The organism is Nostoc sp., from assembly GCF_036916575.1.
In the GTDB taxonomy this organism is placed as follows: domain Bacteria; phylum Cyanobacteriota; class Cyanobacteriia; order Cyanobacteriales; family Nostocaceae; genus Nostoc.
The window spans coordinates 44495-60494 of record NZ_JBALGC010000059.1; the positions used below are offsets into that span (position 1 = coordinate 44495).

Annotated in this window: 8 protein-coding genes and 1 pseudogene; 2 read left to right on the top strand and 7 right to left on the bottom strand. The window is 44.7% G+C overall.

The genetic code is table 11. The features are described from left to right. Positions 1-46 precede the first annotated feature (46 nt). Complete coding sequence (locus V7L29_RS13660; protein WP_334690868.1) at positions 47-2731, bottom strand: TonB-dependent siderophore receptor; 2685 nt, start codon at positions 2729-2731, stop codon at positions 47-49. A gap of 551 nt (positions 2732-3282) precedes the next feature. Between V7L29_RS13660 and V7L29_RS13665 the strand changes: the two are divergent. After that, positions 3283-3456: pseudogene (locus V7L29_RS13665) on the top strand (DUF4351 domain-containing protein); the annotation flags it as partial. 222 nt (positions 3457-3678) lie between these two features. Here V7L29_RS13665 and V7L29_RS13670 read toward each other — a convergent pair. The 5 genes from V7L29_RS13670 to V7L29_RS13690 form a co-directional block, all read right to left on the bottom strand. Next, a complete protein-coding gene (locus V7L29_RS13670) occupies positions 3679-4821 on the bottom strand; it encodes a PepSY-associated TM helix domain-containing protein (protein WP_334735820.1) in 1143 nt (380 codons plus the stop codon). A 119-nt stretch (positions 4822-4940) separates the two neighbouring features. Then, positions 4941-6758, bottom strand: a complete 1818-nt coding sequence (locus V7L29_RS13675; protein WP_334735821.1) for a TonB-dependent receptor plug domain-containing protein — start codon at positions 6756-6758, stop codon at positions 4941-4943. A 156-nt stretch (positions 6759-6914) separates the two neighbouring features. Beyond that, positions 6915-9530: a TonB-dependent siderophore receptor gene (locus V7L29_RS13680; RefSeq protein WP_442944186.1), complete on the bottom strand. Its 2616-nt coding sequence runs from the start codon at positions 9528-9530 to the stop codon at positions 6915-6917. 335 nt (positions 9531-9865) lie between these two features. Continuing rightward, entirely contained in the window at positions 9866-12535 is a 2670-nt protein-coding gene (locus V7L29_RS13685) for a TonB-dependent siderophore receptor (RefSeq protein ID WP_334735823.1), read from the bottom strand. Positions 12536-12870: 335 nt separating this feature from the next. Beyond that, the gene (locus V7L29_RS13690; protein WP_334690874.1) at positions 12871-13728 is read right to left on the bottom strand and encodes an acyl-CoA desaturase; all 858 of its coding nucleotides are present in this window, start codon (positions 13726-13728) and stop codon (positions 12871-12873) included. Positions 13729-13857: 129 nt separating this feature from the next. Here V7L29_RS13690 and V7L29_RS13695 point away from each other — a divergent pair, with 129 nt between their 5' ends. Continuing rightward, on the top strand, positions 13858-15090 hold the full coding sequence (locus tag V7L29_RS13695) for a TetR family transcriptional regulator (RefSeq protein ID WP_334735824.1): 1233 nt from the start codon (positions 13858-13860) through the stop codon (positions 15088-15090). Between the two features lie 201 nt (positions 15091-15291). Here V7L29_RS13695 and V7L29_RS13700 read toward each other — a convergent pair whose 3' ends face one another. Further along, on the bottom strand, positions 15292-15714 hold the full coding sequence (locus V7L29_RS13700) for a hypothetical protein (protein ID WP_334735825.1): 423 nt from the start codon (positions 15712-15714) through the stop codon (positions 15292-15294). Between the last annotated feature and the right edge of the window lie 286 nt (positions 15715-16000).

Genomic DNA, 16000 nt, shown 5'->3' on the forward strand with positions numbered 1-16000 from the left:
TCTGGCTGCTTTCCTCTCTAAGGAATTGGGGAGGGTTAGGAAGAAGTTAAAACTGCACCGAAACCGAGCCAATCAACGTGAATGGTTCGCCAAAAAGGTTGGCTCCACTGCGGCCATTCGATACACTTTCGACGTATTTGACATCACCAATATTTTTGAAATTGAGTCCAAATCGCCAATTATTACGCCGATAAAAAACTGCTGCATTAGTAATGAAATAATCATCTGCCTGAAAGCTATTAGCTAAATCCCCCTGTCTTTCACCAACATAATTAAATCCAACTCCCACCCCTAAACCCTGCAAATTACCGCGCTGAATTTCATAAGTTGTCCACAGACTGGCACTATGTTCGGGAACACCATATAACCTATTGCCAACTAATTCAGGATTGGTATCAGCAGTGACTTCAGCATTAATGTAGGCGTAGTTAGCGATGATCTTCCATCCCGGCAATATTTCTCCGGCGACATCGAACTCAACCCCACGACTGCGCTGTTCTCCAGATGCGATAGATGCAAGGGGGAAGTTGGGATCTGTGACCGGCACATTTTGTTTGGTAATGTCAAAATATGCCAACGTGGCAAACACTTTACCGTCTAGAAACTCCGTTTTGACGCCAAACTCATACCCCTTACCCCGTTCTGGTTCTAGGGGCTGACCTGTTTCTGTATTTGTTGTACTGGGCGTGAAGGATTCTGAGTAACTGGCGTACAAAGATACAGCTTTGCTCGGTTGGTAAAGAATCCCCACACGCGGAGTAAAAGCATCATCATTTTGAGTCGTCTCACCCGGTTGTGTCACCTGTCCTGGCAGGTTGACTGTTTTTGATTCTATGGTGTCGTAGCGGATACCTCCTAACAACTTCAAATTCTCGAACAACGAAATCTGATCTTGCAGATAAAATCCCCAACGATTGGATGTTCCATCAGTGCCGCCAAAAGGCGGTAATGTATCCCTGTTGGGTTTAGCCACTCCGTAAACCGGATTGAAAATATTCAACGGTTGGGGAGTAAAATCAAGCACCGTGAAAACGTTTGTAGCACTATGAATATAGTCTGCACCGAACAAAAGAGTGTGATTGATAAAACCCGTAGCAAACTCACCCACCACGTTAGCTTGTAAACTATAATTTTCATTCTGTAATTCTTGCTGGGCAAAGGTGCGATTGACTGTACCTGTTGCTTCGTCAAAAGAAAGAGGAAGGGCAACAACGTTGAAATCGTAGTCTAAAGAGGAATAGCGAAAGGCATTGCGTAATTTCCAATTTCGACTGAAGCGATGCTCCAAGTTATAGCCAACATTTAGATATTGATTTGTCACAGCGTCGCTACGTTCGGACTCAATGCGATCGCGTGGAACATTAACAATCCTGTTGCCACTAACTGGGAGACCGAAATCAGCAGGGCGATTATTGTCGAGATATTCCAGCGAAATTCCTAAATCGGTGCGATCATCTATTTTCCAGGTAAGTGTAGGCGCAATGAAGATTCGCCGATCTTCCTGGTCAAAGTTGCTAAAGCTGTCCAATCTCTGGTACAACCCATTCAGGCGGTAGAGTACTTTACCATCAGCGCTTAAGGGACCAGAAAAGTCAAAGCGGGGTCGGACAAAACCCCGGCTTCCCACTTGTAATTCTGTTTCGTAAAACGGCTGGGACAAGGGCTGCTTGGACACCGCGTTAATCAATCCTCCGGGTTCAATCGCACCATACAAGATAGATGCCGGACCCTTGAGTACTTCAATTTGCTCTAAATTGGATACTTCTAAAGGCGGCTGAAGAGTGCCAATGCTATACTGTCTAAATCCATCGCGCAGAATTGGGGCATCAGTAAACCCTCGGATGGCAAAATTCGCACCAGCCCTGTTGCTTGCATTTCCTTGGTAAGTTATACCACTGACATTACGGAGCGCTTCTTCAGTGCGTATGACTTGCTGATCTCGAATTATCTCTTGAGGAACTACCTGAATTGAGAATGGAATATCCCGGATAGGGGTATCAGTTCCAGTGGCAGTGGAGGCATTCGGTACACTATACGCGTCTTGCTCCCCTGTCACCACCAATTCAATCGGTTCATCAGTTTGTGCGGATGGTTGCTCTGGCTTGGTTTGAGTTCCTGGCTGTTGTGGTGCTGGCGGTTGCTGTGGTGTCTGTGCCGAAGATGTAACTGGTATCAACCCGAAGATCAGACCTTCATCGCTATCAAACAACTCAACAGCAGGTAAACCCGCCTCACCCGTTACCGTTACTCGGATAGTATTGGCATCCAGATTTACTACCGTTATCTCACTAAGACCAGCAATTGGCTTATCAGAACGGAATGTGAATGCTTCACCCGACGGCAAACGCAGTTGAGCATTGGGAATATCAGTGATAAAACTATTGCCAGTACTGCGGTTTACCACTTGTAACTGTTGACCAATGGAAGTCTGTAAAATAATTTCCACACCCTTAGAGGTAGGATTTGCCTTGACTCCCCTCACTTGCACAACTTTTGAAGTCGGCGCTATTTGAGGTGTTGGGGACTGTACTAACTGATGAGCGCTGGTGCGAGGAAATTCTACTTCACCTAGTCTTGGAATTTCTCTAGTCGTTCTGGAATTGAGTAATGCTGATCCAACAGATTTACCCTGTGCTTGTTTATTTACTTCAGTAGCCGTTACGCTTATTGCAACCCAGAACCAAATAGAGCTTGTGACCAAAACAATCTTTAATATTTGCTTCAATATCATTTTTATACTCCTCTACCTGCTCTCCACTTACTACTTCCTCTCAATCAAGCAGCTGCCATTTGCTGCTTGATGAAATTTAGTAATCAGCTACTTGAGAATAAACATTACAGGAAATAACTAATCAATTGCAAATAATTCTCATAATTTCTTGACAAACACAGATGACACTAAAAAAAAGACGCTACCCAGCAGCCAAACTCAGATAGAACCAGATGTTAGTGCAGCTAGGCGTAGCCCATTAGGAATTACGAATGATTAATTTGGGAATATGACTCGCAGAATAGGCAATTAAGTCAGCACGATGAGTTTTCAATTCCGACTCAGTTCCATAGCCATAGGGAAATGTAGGGTGAGTTATTTCCGAGAGACGGCATCATCAACAATTCAAGGAATAATTGGTATTTCACGTATAATTCAGGACATCGGACAGCCGTTTATTGAATTCGGGCGGTTGTTTATTGAATTCGGGCAACCATCAAGAATTTACAGAAAATAATTTATTGCTAATTTCACCCCCTCTCCACTCCATAACCCTTCTTAGAACTGCCACGCGATCACTGATTTTGCCTCAATTAACTCGACGTGTAGGCGAATTACCGCAAGAGGTCAGATCAGCTGTCGAATCCCTCTGTTTGGAACAGTTGGAAAATCTGGGGGAAGCGTTGCTTGATTTTACCAGTATGACTAATTTGGATGCTTGGTTGGCAGCGATCGCAGATCGATAGTAAGTCATTTATGACTTATTGATATAAGTTGCCTGATTCTCAATGAGAATTATCATCGCCAAAAGGACTTTTTGCCCAAGATACATTTACTGAGTGTGATACCAAATTGGCGTTACTTAGAAATCTTCTCTAAATTCAAAGAAGATTTTCCTGATTAAAAAAATGTGCGATCTAATTAAGCTAACCACAAGTAAAGTACTGCGATCGCCCCGGTTTGAGTATCTAACTTTTACTTAAATCAACCATTTTCATCGTCTTCTGTTTGGGATTTTTCCCTTTGTAACGATACCACCACATAATAAAGCCTGTAACAGACAGAGTTAATAGTCCGAGTCCGACAAACACATACAGAATCCGTGTTGGTAGACCCCCAAACGTGCCGTAGTGCATTGGTGCGAATACATCGAGAAAACGGTCAGCCCGTGATGATTTCAGAGCATTTTTCAGCTGCACTACTTCACCTGTATACTGGTCAAGATAAATTTGACTATTACCATACTCTGTTGTTTCTTGCGGTAATTTTTTCCCAACTCTGACTACTCCTTCTGGTGCTTGCGGCAGGCGGATATATGTGGTATATGCACTTGGGAGAGCGGCATCGGCTTTTTGTAAAATTTCTGTGAGTCTTAAGGGAGATTTGCCTGCGATCGGATGAGAAACGGGATCAGGTGGAATCGGTGTGAAGGTAGCAACATAGATAAGAGGTTTGGTAAAGTTGTAAAAATTCCAGCAAAAGCCTGTAAAGGCAATCATAGTCAGAAAAATAGCTGTAACAATTCCAGCCACTTTGTGAAGGTCAAAGTTGACACGTTTAATATGGGCATTCCACTTAATTTTAAAACCAGCCATCAGCCTGTTCCAACCAGGCCAGAGAATAATTCCAGTAATGCAAAGAATAAACAGCAACAAAGCAACAATCCCAACAATGATTGTGCCGATATCACCTGCAAGTAGTTGGTAATGAAGTTTAAATATCAACCCAAATAAAGTATTTTCCGACTGACGCGCACCCATAATCTTACCTGTGTAAGGATTGACAAAAACTTCGGTACGTTTTTCATCAGGAGATAACAGAAAGACGCGGTAGGGGGTGTCAGAGTCAGGGAGGGAATTAATACCCAACAGTTTCAGATTGGGTTGTGAAGTGTAAGCGGTTTTGACAGTTTCCAGTACGGATTCTAAGGGAAGGCGCTGTTGTTGGGGAATCACCGATCCAAACTGTTGACTGATCAGGAATTGGTTGATTTCCTTTTCAAATACCAGCATACTTCCAGTGAAGCCAATGATAATCACCACCAGTCCCACAATTAAGCCGAGGTAGCGGTGTAAGTAAAATATCAGATCGCGTATTTGTTTAGATTTCATGGCAAATACTCTTAAAATTATTCAAAATTAAAATTCAAGATCACCACCAGTCCTACGACTAGCGATGTAGTTGGAATGCCAGATTGCGGAGTGTTTTTGTATTTATAGTCGCATTGTGTTCAACTTTGTTGAGAATCCAGAATCAGAGTAAGAGGAGATTTTGCTAATTGATATTGGTACTCGCCTGCCGAGCGACTCCTACTAGGACTAAGGCGGAAAGATTGTCGAGCAAACTCTAAACCAAATAAAACCGTATGCTGAATTGAGCCAGTGTTAAACTTGGCAATCAAATCGTTTTGAGACTTGTAGGTTTCGTAGAGTTGCGCTCCTTGACCTTCCATTACGGAAAGAAAGCGGTCATTGCGTAACGGTCCCGAAAAAGTTGCCACACTCCCCCCATCCAGGTACTTTTCGCTAGAGTTGGTGTAGCGGAAAGCAGACCGTAGAGAAAGGTTAGAATTGAAGCGTTGGTCAAGGTACAATGTTGCCCTCGTTTCGGCAAACTGGTTATCTTTGGCATTACCCAGTAAGCGACTGATGGGAATGTTCGCCACCTGATTGTTGCTCAGGACAATCAAGCCCCGATCAATCGGTCGTGCATCGTGTAAGTAGCTCACTTCTGCACTCAACTTTGTATCGGGGCTGATCTGCCAGGCAAGCGTAGGTGCGACGATGAATCTTTCAGTATCAACAAAATCCCGAAAGCTACCCGCATTCTCATAAGCAACATTCAAGCGATACGCCAATTTCTTGTCCGCCGTCAATGGACCGGAAAAATCTATTGCCGGACGGTAGAAACTGTAACTACCAGCTGTGAGGCTGACATTGTAGTAAGGGTTGAGTAACGGTTGCTTGGTAACATAGTTGATAATTCCTGCGGGTTCTGCTCGTCCAAATAAGACTGAAGCCGGGCCTTTAAGCACTTCAATGCGATCAATGTTGGCAAGATCGATTTGAGTTCGAGTCGTATAAAAGTCGTCACGAATTCCGTTTTGAAATTGTGTTCCTGTAATCCCAAAGCCACGAACGATAAAGTTTTCTGCCCGATTCCCTCCCCCAGTGGAAAAAATGACACCACTGACATTTCGCAGTGCCTCTCGACTGCTAGTGGCTCCTTGGTCGCGGATTACCTCTTGTGGGATGACCTGAATCGAAGCGGGGATATCGCGAATGGGCGTATCTGTTCTGGTCGCGGTTGATGCATCTGGTACGCGATACCCGTCTTGCTCGCCTGTCACCACTAACTCAATTGGCTCATCACTTTGTGCTGATGGAAGACTCGGTTGTGTCTGACTCCCTGGCTGACCAGCTTGGGGCTTTTGTGGTGTTTGAGGTGCTTGCTGTGACGGCGCCGAAGATGCCACACTCGCAACGCTGAAAATTAAACCCTCGTCCGCACTGTCAGACAACTCCACAGTAGGTAAACTCGCTTCACCGATCGCCGTCACTCTGATAGTATTAGCATCAAAGTTCGTAACAGTGATCTCACTAATTCCCGCTATTGGTTTTTGGGAACGAAATCTAAACGCCTCCCCACTCGGCAAACGCAGCTGTGCATTGGGAATATCTGCAATAAAGCTATTACCAGCACTGCGATTTGTGACTTGTAACTGTTGCCCTTTCCTAGTTTGTAAAATCACCTCCACACCTTGAGCAGTAGGATTTGCTTTCACTCCTGTTACTTGCACAATTTCATTGGTAGTAGGCGCTGTTTCTGGGGTTGACAATTGGGAAACCAACTGTTTAACATTTCTGACTGGGCGTGAAATCTCGCTCAATCGCTTAATTTTTGTTGTAGTCGGGTTTGAATTTTCCCCACCCTGCATTGCTTGCTGATTCTTCTGCTCGACTGCCCGTACAGATTGTGCCATCAACAATGGCAAAAAACTGATCGCCAACCACAACACAACATTAGACGACAATCGCTTAATTCTCACAATTATTCCTCACACACCAGTAATTAACTCTTAATTTAATGAGAAAATTTCTTTATAAAGTTGGAGATATTATATACAGACTTTAGCGGTCATGTCTACCCAGAAGCATTGCCCACCGTAAATGTATTGTCTTTGGTAATTTCGACATCGGTGTAGCTAAAATGTGAACGAGATCGTGCCTTGTACAACAAACGGATCGCCATAATAAACATTCAATCGGTTCAAAGCAGACTCAAAATAGTCCACGTTAAATAGATTCTTGAAATTAATTGCAGCTTGGAATTGATTGCGCTTATAGAAGATGGCAGCATCAGTGCGAAAATAGCTGGGCAATTCAAAGGTATTTGCTAAATCACCCTGTCTATCGCTCACAAAGAAAAACCCCATGCCAAAGCCCAAGCCTCGTACTGGACCTCGTTGAATTTTATAGCTGGTCCAGATGTTGAAGCTATTTCTGGGGATATTGTTCAGCAAGTTGCCAACTGGAAAATCATTATCTTGAGTAATTGTTGCATCCGTGTAAGCATAACCAGCAATCACGTTCCATCCGGGTAAAATTTCACCTGCAAGGCTGAATTCAATCCCCCTGCTGCGTTGTTCGCCTGTTTGGATGGAGAAGTCAGGATTGATTGGATCGGTGGTCAAGACATTGGAGCGGGTCAGCTCATAAAACGCAAGGGTTGTAGACAGTTGATCGCTTAAATCTGCCTTGATACCTACTTCGTATTGAGTGCCATCTTCCGGTTGAAAAGCACTGCCTTCAAAAGTGGTTCCAGTGACCGGGGTGAATGCTCGACTATAACTGGCATATAGCGAAATGGGTGGAATTGGCTGATAGACAATCCCAACACGGGGGCTGAAAGCATGATCTGATTGCTCTTGATTTGTATTGGAGATTCGATCATCTACGGTTTGTTTGAAAGTATCAAACCGTAAGCCCAGCAGCAGTTTCATATTGTCAGCTAGCGTGACCTGATCTTGAACGTAAATACCCAATGTATCTGTCAGGTCAGCCTCATCAGTCCTGGATGTAACAGATCCCAATGGCTGCCTGTATACAGGATTGAACACATCAAGGGAAGCTGCCTGGCGTCGAGTAATATCAAAAACGGACTCCTCCCTGGTCAGGTTAAATCCTGTGACGAGTTGATGTTGAATACTGCCAGTGGCAAATTTACCTACGAGGTACGTGTCAACATTGTAGAATCTCTGGTCATCACCCCCTAAATTGATGCCTCTACTCAACGTCCGGTTGTCTGGGGCTAATGCAGTGGAAATAATAAAATTTCTCTCTCGTCGAAGCCAGGTAGCGCTGAAAGCGTTACGCAATTGCCAGTTGTCGTTGAAACGATGTTCCAGATCGTACCCGACTCGAAACGATCGCTGATCATCGGTAGAATCTGGTTCAGATATATTGCGATCGCGCGGGATTTCTCCATTAGGATTGGGTAAGACACTCCCAATGGCTGGGATGCCTGATTGACCATTCTTTTTGGGCCGATTGACGTATTCAGCTTGCAGTGTCAACTTTGTGCGATCGCTGATTTGCCACGAAAGAACAGGTGCAACAAAATATTTCTGCTCATCATAGAAATCCAGGAAGCTCTCAGTTGTCTGAGCCGCAGCGTTCAATCGATACAAGATGGTTTTACTGTCATTCAGGGAACCAGAAAGATCGATCGCGCCTCGATAAAGGTTGAAACTACCCACCGAGAATTCTGCTGAATAGAAAGGATTGCTCAGGGGTTTTTTAGTCACCAGATTGATTACTCCACCCAGCGACCCCTGCCCGTAAAGCACTGAGCCTGGTCCCTTGAGTACTTCAATTTGTTCAATCCCAGCCACATCAGGAACAACATAGGCAGTTGTCGGATCTCTCAACCCGTCTCTAAAGATATTGCTGCCAGCATCAAAACCCCGAATGGCGGGTACTGAGAACTGCCCACGAGATGCGGAATTGGGTCCCTGTGCTAAACCGGGTACATTTCTCAGGGCTTCACCCAGGTTCGTGACCTGCTGGTCTTGTAGCACTTGCCGAGGCACGACCTGAATCGACTGGGGAATATCTCGCAAGGGCGTGTCGGTTTTGGTCGCGGTTGATGCATCTGGTACGCGATACCCGTCTTGCTCGCCTGTCACCACTAACTCAATTGGCTCATCACTTTGTGCTGATGGAAGACTCGGTTGTGTCTGACTCCCTGGCTGACCAGCTTGGGGCTTTTGTGGTGTTTGAGGTGCTTGCTGTGACGGCGCCGAAGATGCCACACTCGCAACGCTGAAAATTAAACCCTCGTCCGCACTGTCAGACAACTCCACAGTAGGTAAACTCGCTTCACCGATCGCCGTCACTCTGATAGTATTAGCATCAAAGTTCGTAACAGTGATCTCACTAATTCCCGCTATTGGTTTTTGGGAACGAAATCTAAACGCCTCCCCACTCGGCAAACGCAGCTGTGCATTGGGAATATCTGCAATAAAGCTATTACCAGCACTGCGATTTGTGACTTGTAACTGTTGCCCTTTCCTAGTTTGTAAAATCACCTCCACACCTTGAGCAGTAGGATTTGCTTTCACTCCTGTTACTTGCACAATTTCATTGGTAGTAGGCGCTGTTTCTGGGGTTGACAATTGGGAAACCAACTGTTTAACATTTCTGACTGGGCGTGAAATCTCGCTCAATCGCTTAATTTTTGTTGTAGTCGGGTTTGAATTTTCCCCACCCTGCATTGCTTGCTGATTCTTCTGCTCGACTGCCCGTACAGATTGTGCCATCAACAATGGCAAAAAACTGATCGCCAACCACAACACAACATTAGACGACAATCGCTTAATTCTCACAATTATTCCTCACACACCAGTAATTAACTCTTAATTTAATGAGAAGAGTTATTGATAAATTTGGAGAGTATTATATACAAGCTTTAGCGGTCATGTCTACCCAGAAGTGGAGTGTTTTTGTATTTCTAGTCGCATTGGGTTCAACTTTATTGAGAATTCAGAATCAGAGTAGAAGAGATTTTTGCTGATTGATATTGCTACTCATGAGTCAGTGTATTGAAATGTTCCTCTTTGTTAAGCTAGAGGGTAATTAGCCTTGAAAGATCGAATTAAAACTCCCAAGAAATCGTTCCTTGCAATGTGAACGGATCACCATAGAAAACGCTATTTCTACTGTTGGCTGATTCAAAATAATCAATATTGAACAAATTCTTGAAATTAAGCCCAGCGCGGAATCGCCCACGTTTGTAGAATAGAGCAGCATCGGTGCGAAAGTAGCTCGGTAATTCAAACGTGTTGCCTAAATCGCCCGGTCGGTCTCCCGCATAATAAAATCCTACACCAGCCCCGAATCCTTGCAGAGCACCAGATTGAATCTCGTAAGTTGTCCACAGGTTGAAAGAGTTTTTGGGAATTTTATTGATAGCATTGCCAACCGGATATGTATTGTCTTTGGTGATTTGGGCATCAGTTAAGGCGTAGCCCGCAATGATGTTCCATCCCGGTAAAATTTTACCGGAAATATCAAACTCAATCCCTCGGCTGCGCTGTTCGCCCACCAGGATAGAGAGCAATGGGTTATTAGGATCTTGGGTGGGCAAATTCGTGCGAGTCAGGTCATAGAATGCCAGAGTCGCGGCCAGACGGCTACTCAAATCCGCCTTGACGCCGACTTCGTATTGGGTGCCGCGCTCTGGTTCGGCTTGTGCTTGGCTAAAAGTTGCTGCTTGTAGAAATGATTTGCTGTAGCTAGCGTAGAGGGAAATAGGTGGAATCGGTTGATAGACAATGCCAACTCTGGGACTAAATGCTTCATTTTGTCGGAAGCTACCAAGCACGGTGTCGAATCTACGATAATCATTACTGGCAATGTCGAAACGTCCACCCAACAGTACCTTGAGGTTATCTGCCAATGTGATTTGATCTTGAACATAAGTACCCAGTGCGTCATTCCTGATCCGAACGTCGTTGAAATCGATGCCAGGTCCGGTTGGTCTGCTGCCGTACTGGGGATTGAATAGATCCAGGGAGGCGATCTTGCTGATGCGATTGATGGTATAGGTATCCTGTCTGGATAGATTCAGTCCTGTTACTATTTGATGCTTGATACTCCCAGTGGCGAACTTGCCGACCACATAGGTATCGAAATTGTAGATGTCATCGCTGAAGTACTGTGTGTAGTAGTTACGATTATAATTACGTTCATCTGTTGCTAGAGTACCAGAAATAGATTCCCTATCTAGAGTAAGAAATGAGGCGCGTAAGGCACTACGCACTTGCCAGTTGTCGCTAAAGCGGTACTCAAAGTTATAACCAACTCGATAGACTCGATTATCGTTATTATCAAAAGGTCCACCGACGTAGCGATTGCGCGGAATCTTACCGTTAGGATTTGGCAGGACACTACCCTGTGCCGGAATACCGAAATCGTTGGGTGCTTTAGTCTGGTAATACTCGGCTGCCAGAGTGAGCTTGGCTCTGTCGTTGATCTGCCAGGTTAACGTGGGTGCAACGTTGTAGCGCTGTTGAGAATAGAAATCAACAAAGCTTCCTGTTGTCTGGGCGGCGGCATTTAAGCGATACAGCACCGTTTTGTCAGCATTCACAGGACCTGACAGATCGATCGCCCCCCGAGCAAAATCGAAACTTCCAAAGGAGCCTTCTAGGAAGTAGTAGGGGTCCCGAAGTGGCTGCTTCGTAACTAAATTAACAGTGCCTCCCAGTGACCCTTGACCAAATAGAACCGAGGCAGGTCCTTTGAGAACCTCGATGCGGTCAACCGTTACAGGATCGTAGCCAAGAGTCGCCAGCGAACGGTCTAAGAGTCCGTCTTTCAGTATACTATTAGACGCGTCAAAACCCCGAATCGAAACATTATTAGCAAAGGCTGCGCGAGAAGATTGTGTCTGTGCCACGCCTGGTACATTTTTTAACACATCAATCAGGCGGTTTGCTTGCTGGTCTCGAATCACCTGTTGAGGCACAACCTCAATCGCTTGCGGAATGTCGCGCAGGGGGGTATCAGTTTTGGTCGCAGTTGATGCATCTGGCACATTGTATCCGTCTTGTTCCCCTGTCACCACTAACTCAATTGGCTCGTCACTTTGTGCTGATGGAAGACTAGGCTGTGTCTGACTCCCTGGCTGACCAGCTTCGGGCTTTTGTGGTGTTTGAGGTGCTTGCTGTGACGGCGCCGAAGATGCCACACTCGCAACGCTGAAAATCAAACCCTCGTTCGGACTGTCATACAACTCGACAATAGGTAAACCCGCCTCACCTGTCACCGTCACCCGGATAGTCTTGGCATCCAGATTTATTACCGTTATCTCACCAACACCCTTTAGAGGCTTATCCGAACGGAATGTGAATGCTTCGCCCAACGGTAGGCGCAGTTGAGCATTGGGAATGTCAGTGATAAAGCTATTGCCAGCACTGCGATTCAGTAGTTGCAATTGTTGCCCAATGGAAGTCTGTAAAATAATCTCCACACCCTTAGAAGTAGGATTTGCCTTGACTCCCGTTACTTGCACTACTTCAGGAGTTGGCACTGTTTCTGGTGTTGGCGCCTGTACTCTTCTTTGAGCGCTGGTGATCGTTGGTTTTACTTCCCCTAGTCGTGGAATCTCTCTAATCGTCCTGGAATTGAGTAGTACTTTAGCGATCGCAGATTCATTTTGTATCTGTTGAGAGGATATTTTCTGAGCAGTTGCACTTTTGGCAACGCAAAACCAAATAGAGCTTGTGACCAAAAGAATCTTTAATATTTGCTTCAATAGCATTTGCCACCCCTACACCTACTCTCTACTTGCTATTACTCTCAACAAACCAGTGAATATTTGCCGCTTGCTGAGCTTAGTAATCAACTACTTAAGAATAAACATTACAGGAGATCACTAAACAATTGCAAATAATTATCAGAATTTATTTACAAAGAAAGATGACATACAGTAGGATTTTACTTTTACGGCTGTGATTTCAGTTACTTTTTCCACACATGATGTATTACTGAGATTTGGGCCGTTGCGATTTTACCGTGAAATACTACTGATAAAAATTAGTAAGCCGACTGCTTCCCACAGTCGGCATGGCAAATTCATAATGGTTAAGTTGCAATTTAGCCGTGAGTTGCACCTTGAGGAGGACGCGAAACAACTTTTTTGGCTAAACCCAAAGTCTGCAAAACTAGGATGCTCCACCAAGTAACATCAATTTCCCACCAAGACAACCCAGATTTCGCCATATGGGGATAAGTATGATGGTTGTTGTGCCATCCTTCTCCATAGGTTACGAGGGATACCCACCAAAGATTACGAGCACCATCATTAGCATCAAAGGTGCGATAACCCCACAGGTGTGATGCTGAGTTCACAAACCAGGTTGAGTGCCAAAGCAAGACACACCTGACAAACACTCCGTAAATTACAAAAGACCATCCTCCTAAGGCATAAAGCAGCAACCCGAAGGGTATTTGCAACAGCAAGAAGTAGCGATCCAGCCAGCAATAAAAGGGTTGTCTTGCTAGATCAGGGGCATATTTTTTATAGGTGTCATAGTCAAAAAATTCTGGACGTGGGTAGAAAATCCACAGGATATGGCTCCACCAAAATCCTCTTTGGGCAGAGTAGGGGTCTAAATTGATATCTTCGGTGTGGGCGTGATGCTGGCGGTGTCCACCTACCCAAAAAATTGGCCCGCCTTGCATAGCTAGCGCTCCAATCAGGGCGATCGCATACTCTAACCACTTGGGAAGTTGGAAACTCCGATGGCTCAGTAGTCGGTGATATCCCAGGCAAATACCAATGCTCCCGAATAACCAATGCAGAAATACTAGCAAACCTAATGCTGACCAGGAGAAAAACCAAGGAGCCAGAAGTGCTAAAGCATGAAATGTAGCAAAAAATACTACATTCGTCCAACTGAGTCGAGGTGAGTTGCCTCTCTCAGGGGCGATGGCCCCAAAATTTGCGGTCATAAAAATTCCTGTTGATGAATGATAAAGCGATTTGCTTGTCACCTGTAGGGTAGAGTCAAGCAAGTATCACTTACATTTGTTATGCTAGCAGAACTCTGATATCCGTGCAAGTGCCACTTGCATTTTTTTATGTCGTCTCAACTTATTTCCACTCGTCAACGCCTGATTCAAGCTGCACTTGAGTTGTTTTCTGCTCAGGGAGTTAGTGCTACTACAACCCGCCAAATTGCTGAAAAAGCTGAAGTCAACGAAGTGACTCTATTTCGGAATTTTGGCAATAAGCATGGACTGCTTTTAGCTGTGCTGGAAGAGTCCGCAGCCTTCAAGGATTTAGGTGAGTCGCTGGTGCGACGGGCAACGCCTCCCGGCAATGTCTACCAAGCTCTAAAAGATTATGCAAGTGATAGCTTACATGCATTAGAACGAGTGCCAGAGTTCGTGCGGTCTGTGGTCGGTGAAGCCGACCAATTCCCAGCAGAAAATCGCCGCGCACTAGGCAGGGGAGTAACAGAGGCAAACCGCTATGTAGCTCAGTATTTAGCTACTGTAATCCAGCAAGGACACTTAAAGACCTATTTACCCGCAGAAAAATTAGCCAGTTTGCTGAATGGGATGATTTTAGGATATGCCGTAATTGAGTTCACCAGTGAATTTCACGAACTTTGGGAGGATCGGGATGATTTTCTGGAAAATTTGGTGGAGTTGTTTTTACATGGAGCGATGTCACCCTCAGCAGAATCAGCAACAAACTGCTTACAAGGAGGGTTCATTAATAACACAGAAGTGGCTGATTTACCAGCTAGTTTAGTTCACGAAATTCTGCAACAAGCCAGGAAATTCGGAGTACGAGATTATGCCTTGGCTTATGTGTTATTTGGGGCTGGGTTATCTGCTACAGAAATAATTAGCTTGGAGCGATCGCACCAAATCTACGATACTCAAGGGCACTTCCTACAAATCACAATCCCAGGATTTGTTCGTCAAGTACCTGTGAATCAGTGGATTCTGGGCAAACGCTATGGCTCTTTCACTAATAATCCCTTAATCAAATGGCACAAAAGCCGTAAAGATGCTCAAACAGCGATGTTTTTGAATGAAACAGGCAAACCACTCTCAGAATCAGAACTTCAGACACGTTGGCAAGTATGGAGTGATGGACTATTAACTCCCCAAGGACAAACGCCAGCTATCGCCCAGGCACAACAAACTTGGCGCGTAGAAATGTTAATGCGGGGAATCACCTTGGAAAATCTGATTATTTTAACAGGTTGCGATCGCACCCAATTACAACCCTATGTCCGGCGAGCCAAAGAAAAAGCTGCTCTAGAGCAAGCGACTCGTTTAGATCATAAGCCAGGATAGGGAGTGGGGAAATAAGGGACTTCCAATAAAAAAAATATTTCATTATTTTGAGGGCAGGGGAGCTCTTAGCAGGGGGCAGGGGGAGGAAAAGTTATTTTGAAGGAGTGAAATTGGATAATTTATTTTTTGGAGTAGTTAGGAGTAATTGCCCCATTTGCAACCAGATAAAGGAGCGATCATCAGCATGATGCAGTTAAATGATTAAGGTAAAACAACAGAGGTTTCTTTACCATTGTTGTTTGCACCATTCAAGATTGTAGCTGTACTCTCAGATGGGGATTGGGTGTTGCTCGAACGGTGTGATAATTTCTTGCGTGGCTTGCCTCCCGCCTGGATATATTGCAAACTGTCTTTGCCATAATGGGTTGCCACACTCATTAACATCTTTTCAGAGTAGCCGCGCAATTCTTCTTCAATTAGAGAGAGGCGACCTGCCATTTCATCTATACTAGAGAGTAAAGTGTTGTAAGTAGATAGCTGGGTTTGCAAGGTTTGGATGCGGCTGTCGTAGTCTGTCAAACTTAATCCGTTGCCAAATTCTAGCGTCGGGCTAATTGATCGCATTCCTGCAATTCGACGTAGAGCTTTTTCGAGAGTGGGTGAACTGCGTTTTAGTCGTGCCATGAAATGCGCTCCTGAAGGAGGTTATAGGGTTACTGCATATACTCTAGCTAATGCAACCATAAACTTCTCTGAGAAATAATTCGGAAAAATTAAAGCAAATTGACATCGACTTGATTATTTTTAGTAAATTATACTGAAAGTTTTATTTTGTTTGTCAAAAAAGCTACTTACAATCAGCAAAAAATACCTCGAAGTCGTGTTGAAGTACTTCAAAGTCATGTTGAGGTACTTGAAAGTCGTGTTGAAGTACTTCAAAGTCATGTTGAGGTACTTGAAAGTCGTGTTG

Excerpts from the sequence above, each read along its gene's own strand:
- V7L29_RS13660 (WP_334690868.1), bottom strand. The coding sequence starts at position 2,731 with ATGATATTGAAGCAAATATTAAAGATTGTTTTGGTCACAAGCTCTATT.
- V7L29_RS13670 (WP_334735820.1), bottom strand. The coding sequence starts at position 4,821 with ATGAAATCTAAACAAATACGCGATCTGATATTTTACTTACACCGCTAC.
- V7L29_RS13680 (WP_442944186.1), bottom strand. The coding sequence starts at position 9,530 with ATGGCACAATCTGTACGGGCAGTCGAGCAGAAGAATCAGCAAGCAATG.
- V7L29_RS13685 (WP_334735823.1), bottom strand. The coding sequence starts at position 12,535 with ATGCTATTGAAGCAAATATTAAAGATTCTTTTGGTCACAAGCTCTATT.
- V7L29_RS13690 (WP_334690874.1), bottom strand. The coding sequence starts at position 13,728 with ATGACCGCAAATTTTGGGGCCATCGCCCCTGAGAGAGGCAACTCACCT.
- V7L29_RS13695 (WP_334735824.1), top strand. The coding sequence starts at position 13,858 with ATGTCGTCTCAACTTATTTCCACTCGTCAACGCCTGATTCAAGCTGCA.
- V7L29_RS13700 (WP_334735825.1), bottom strand. The coding sequence starts at position 15,714 with ATGGCACGACTAAAACGCAGTTCACCCACTCTCGAAAAAGCTCTACGT.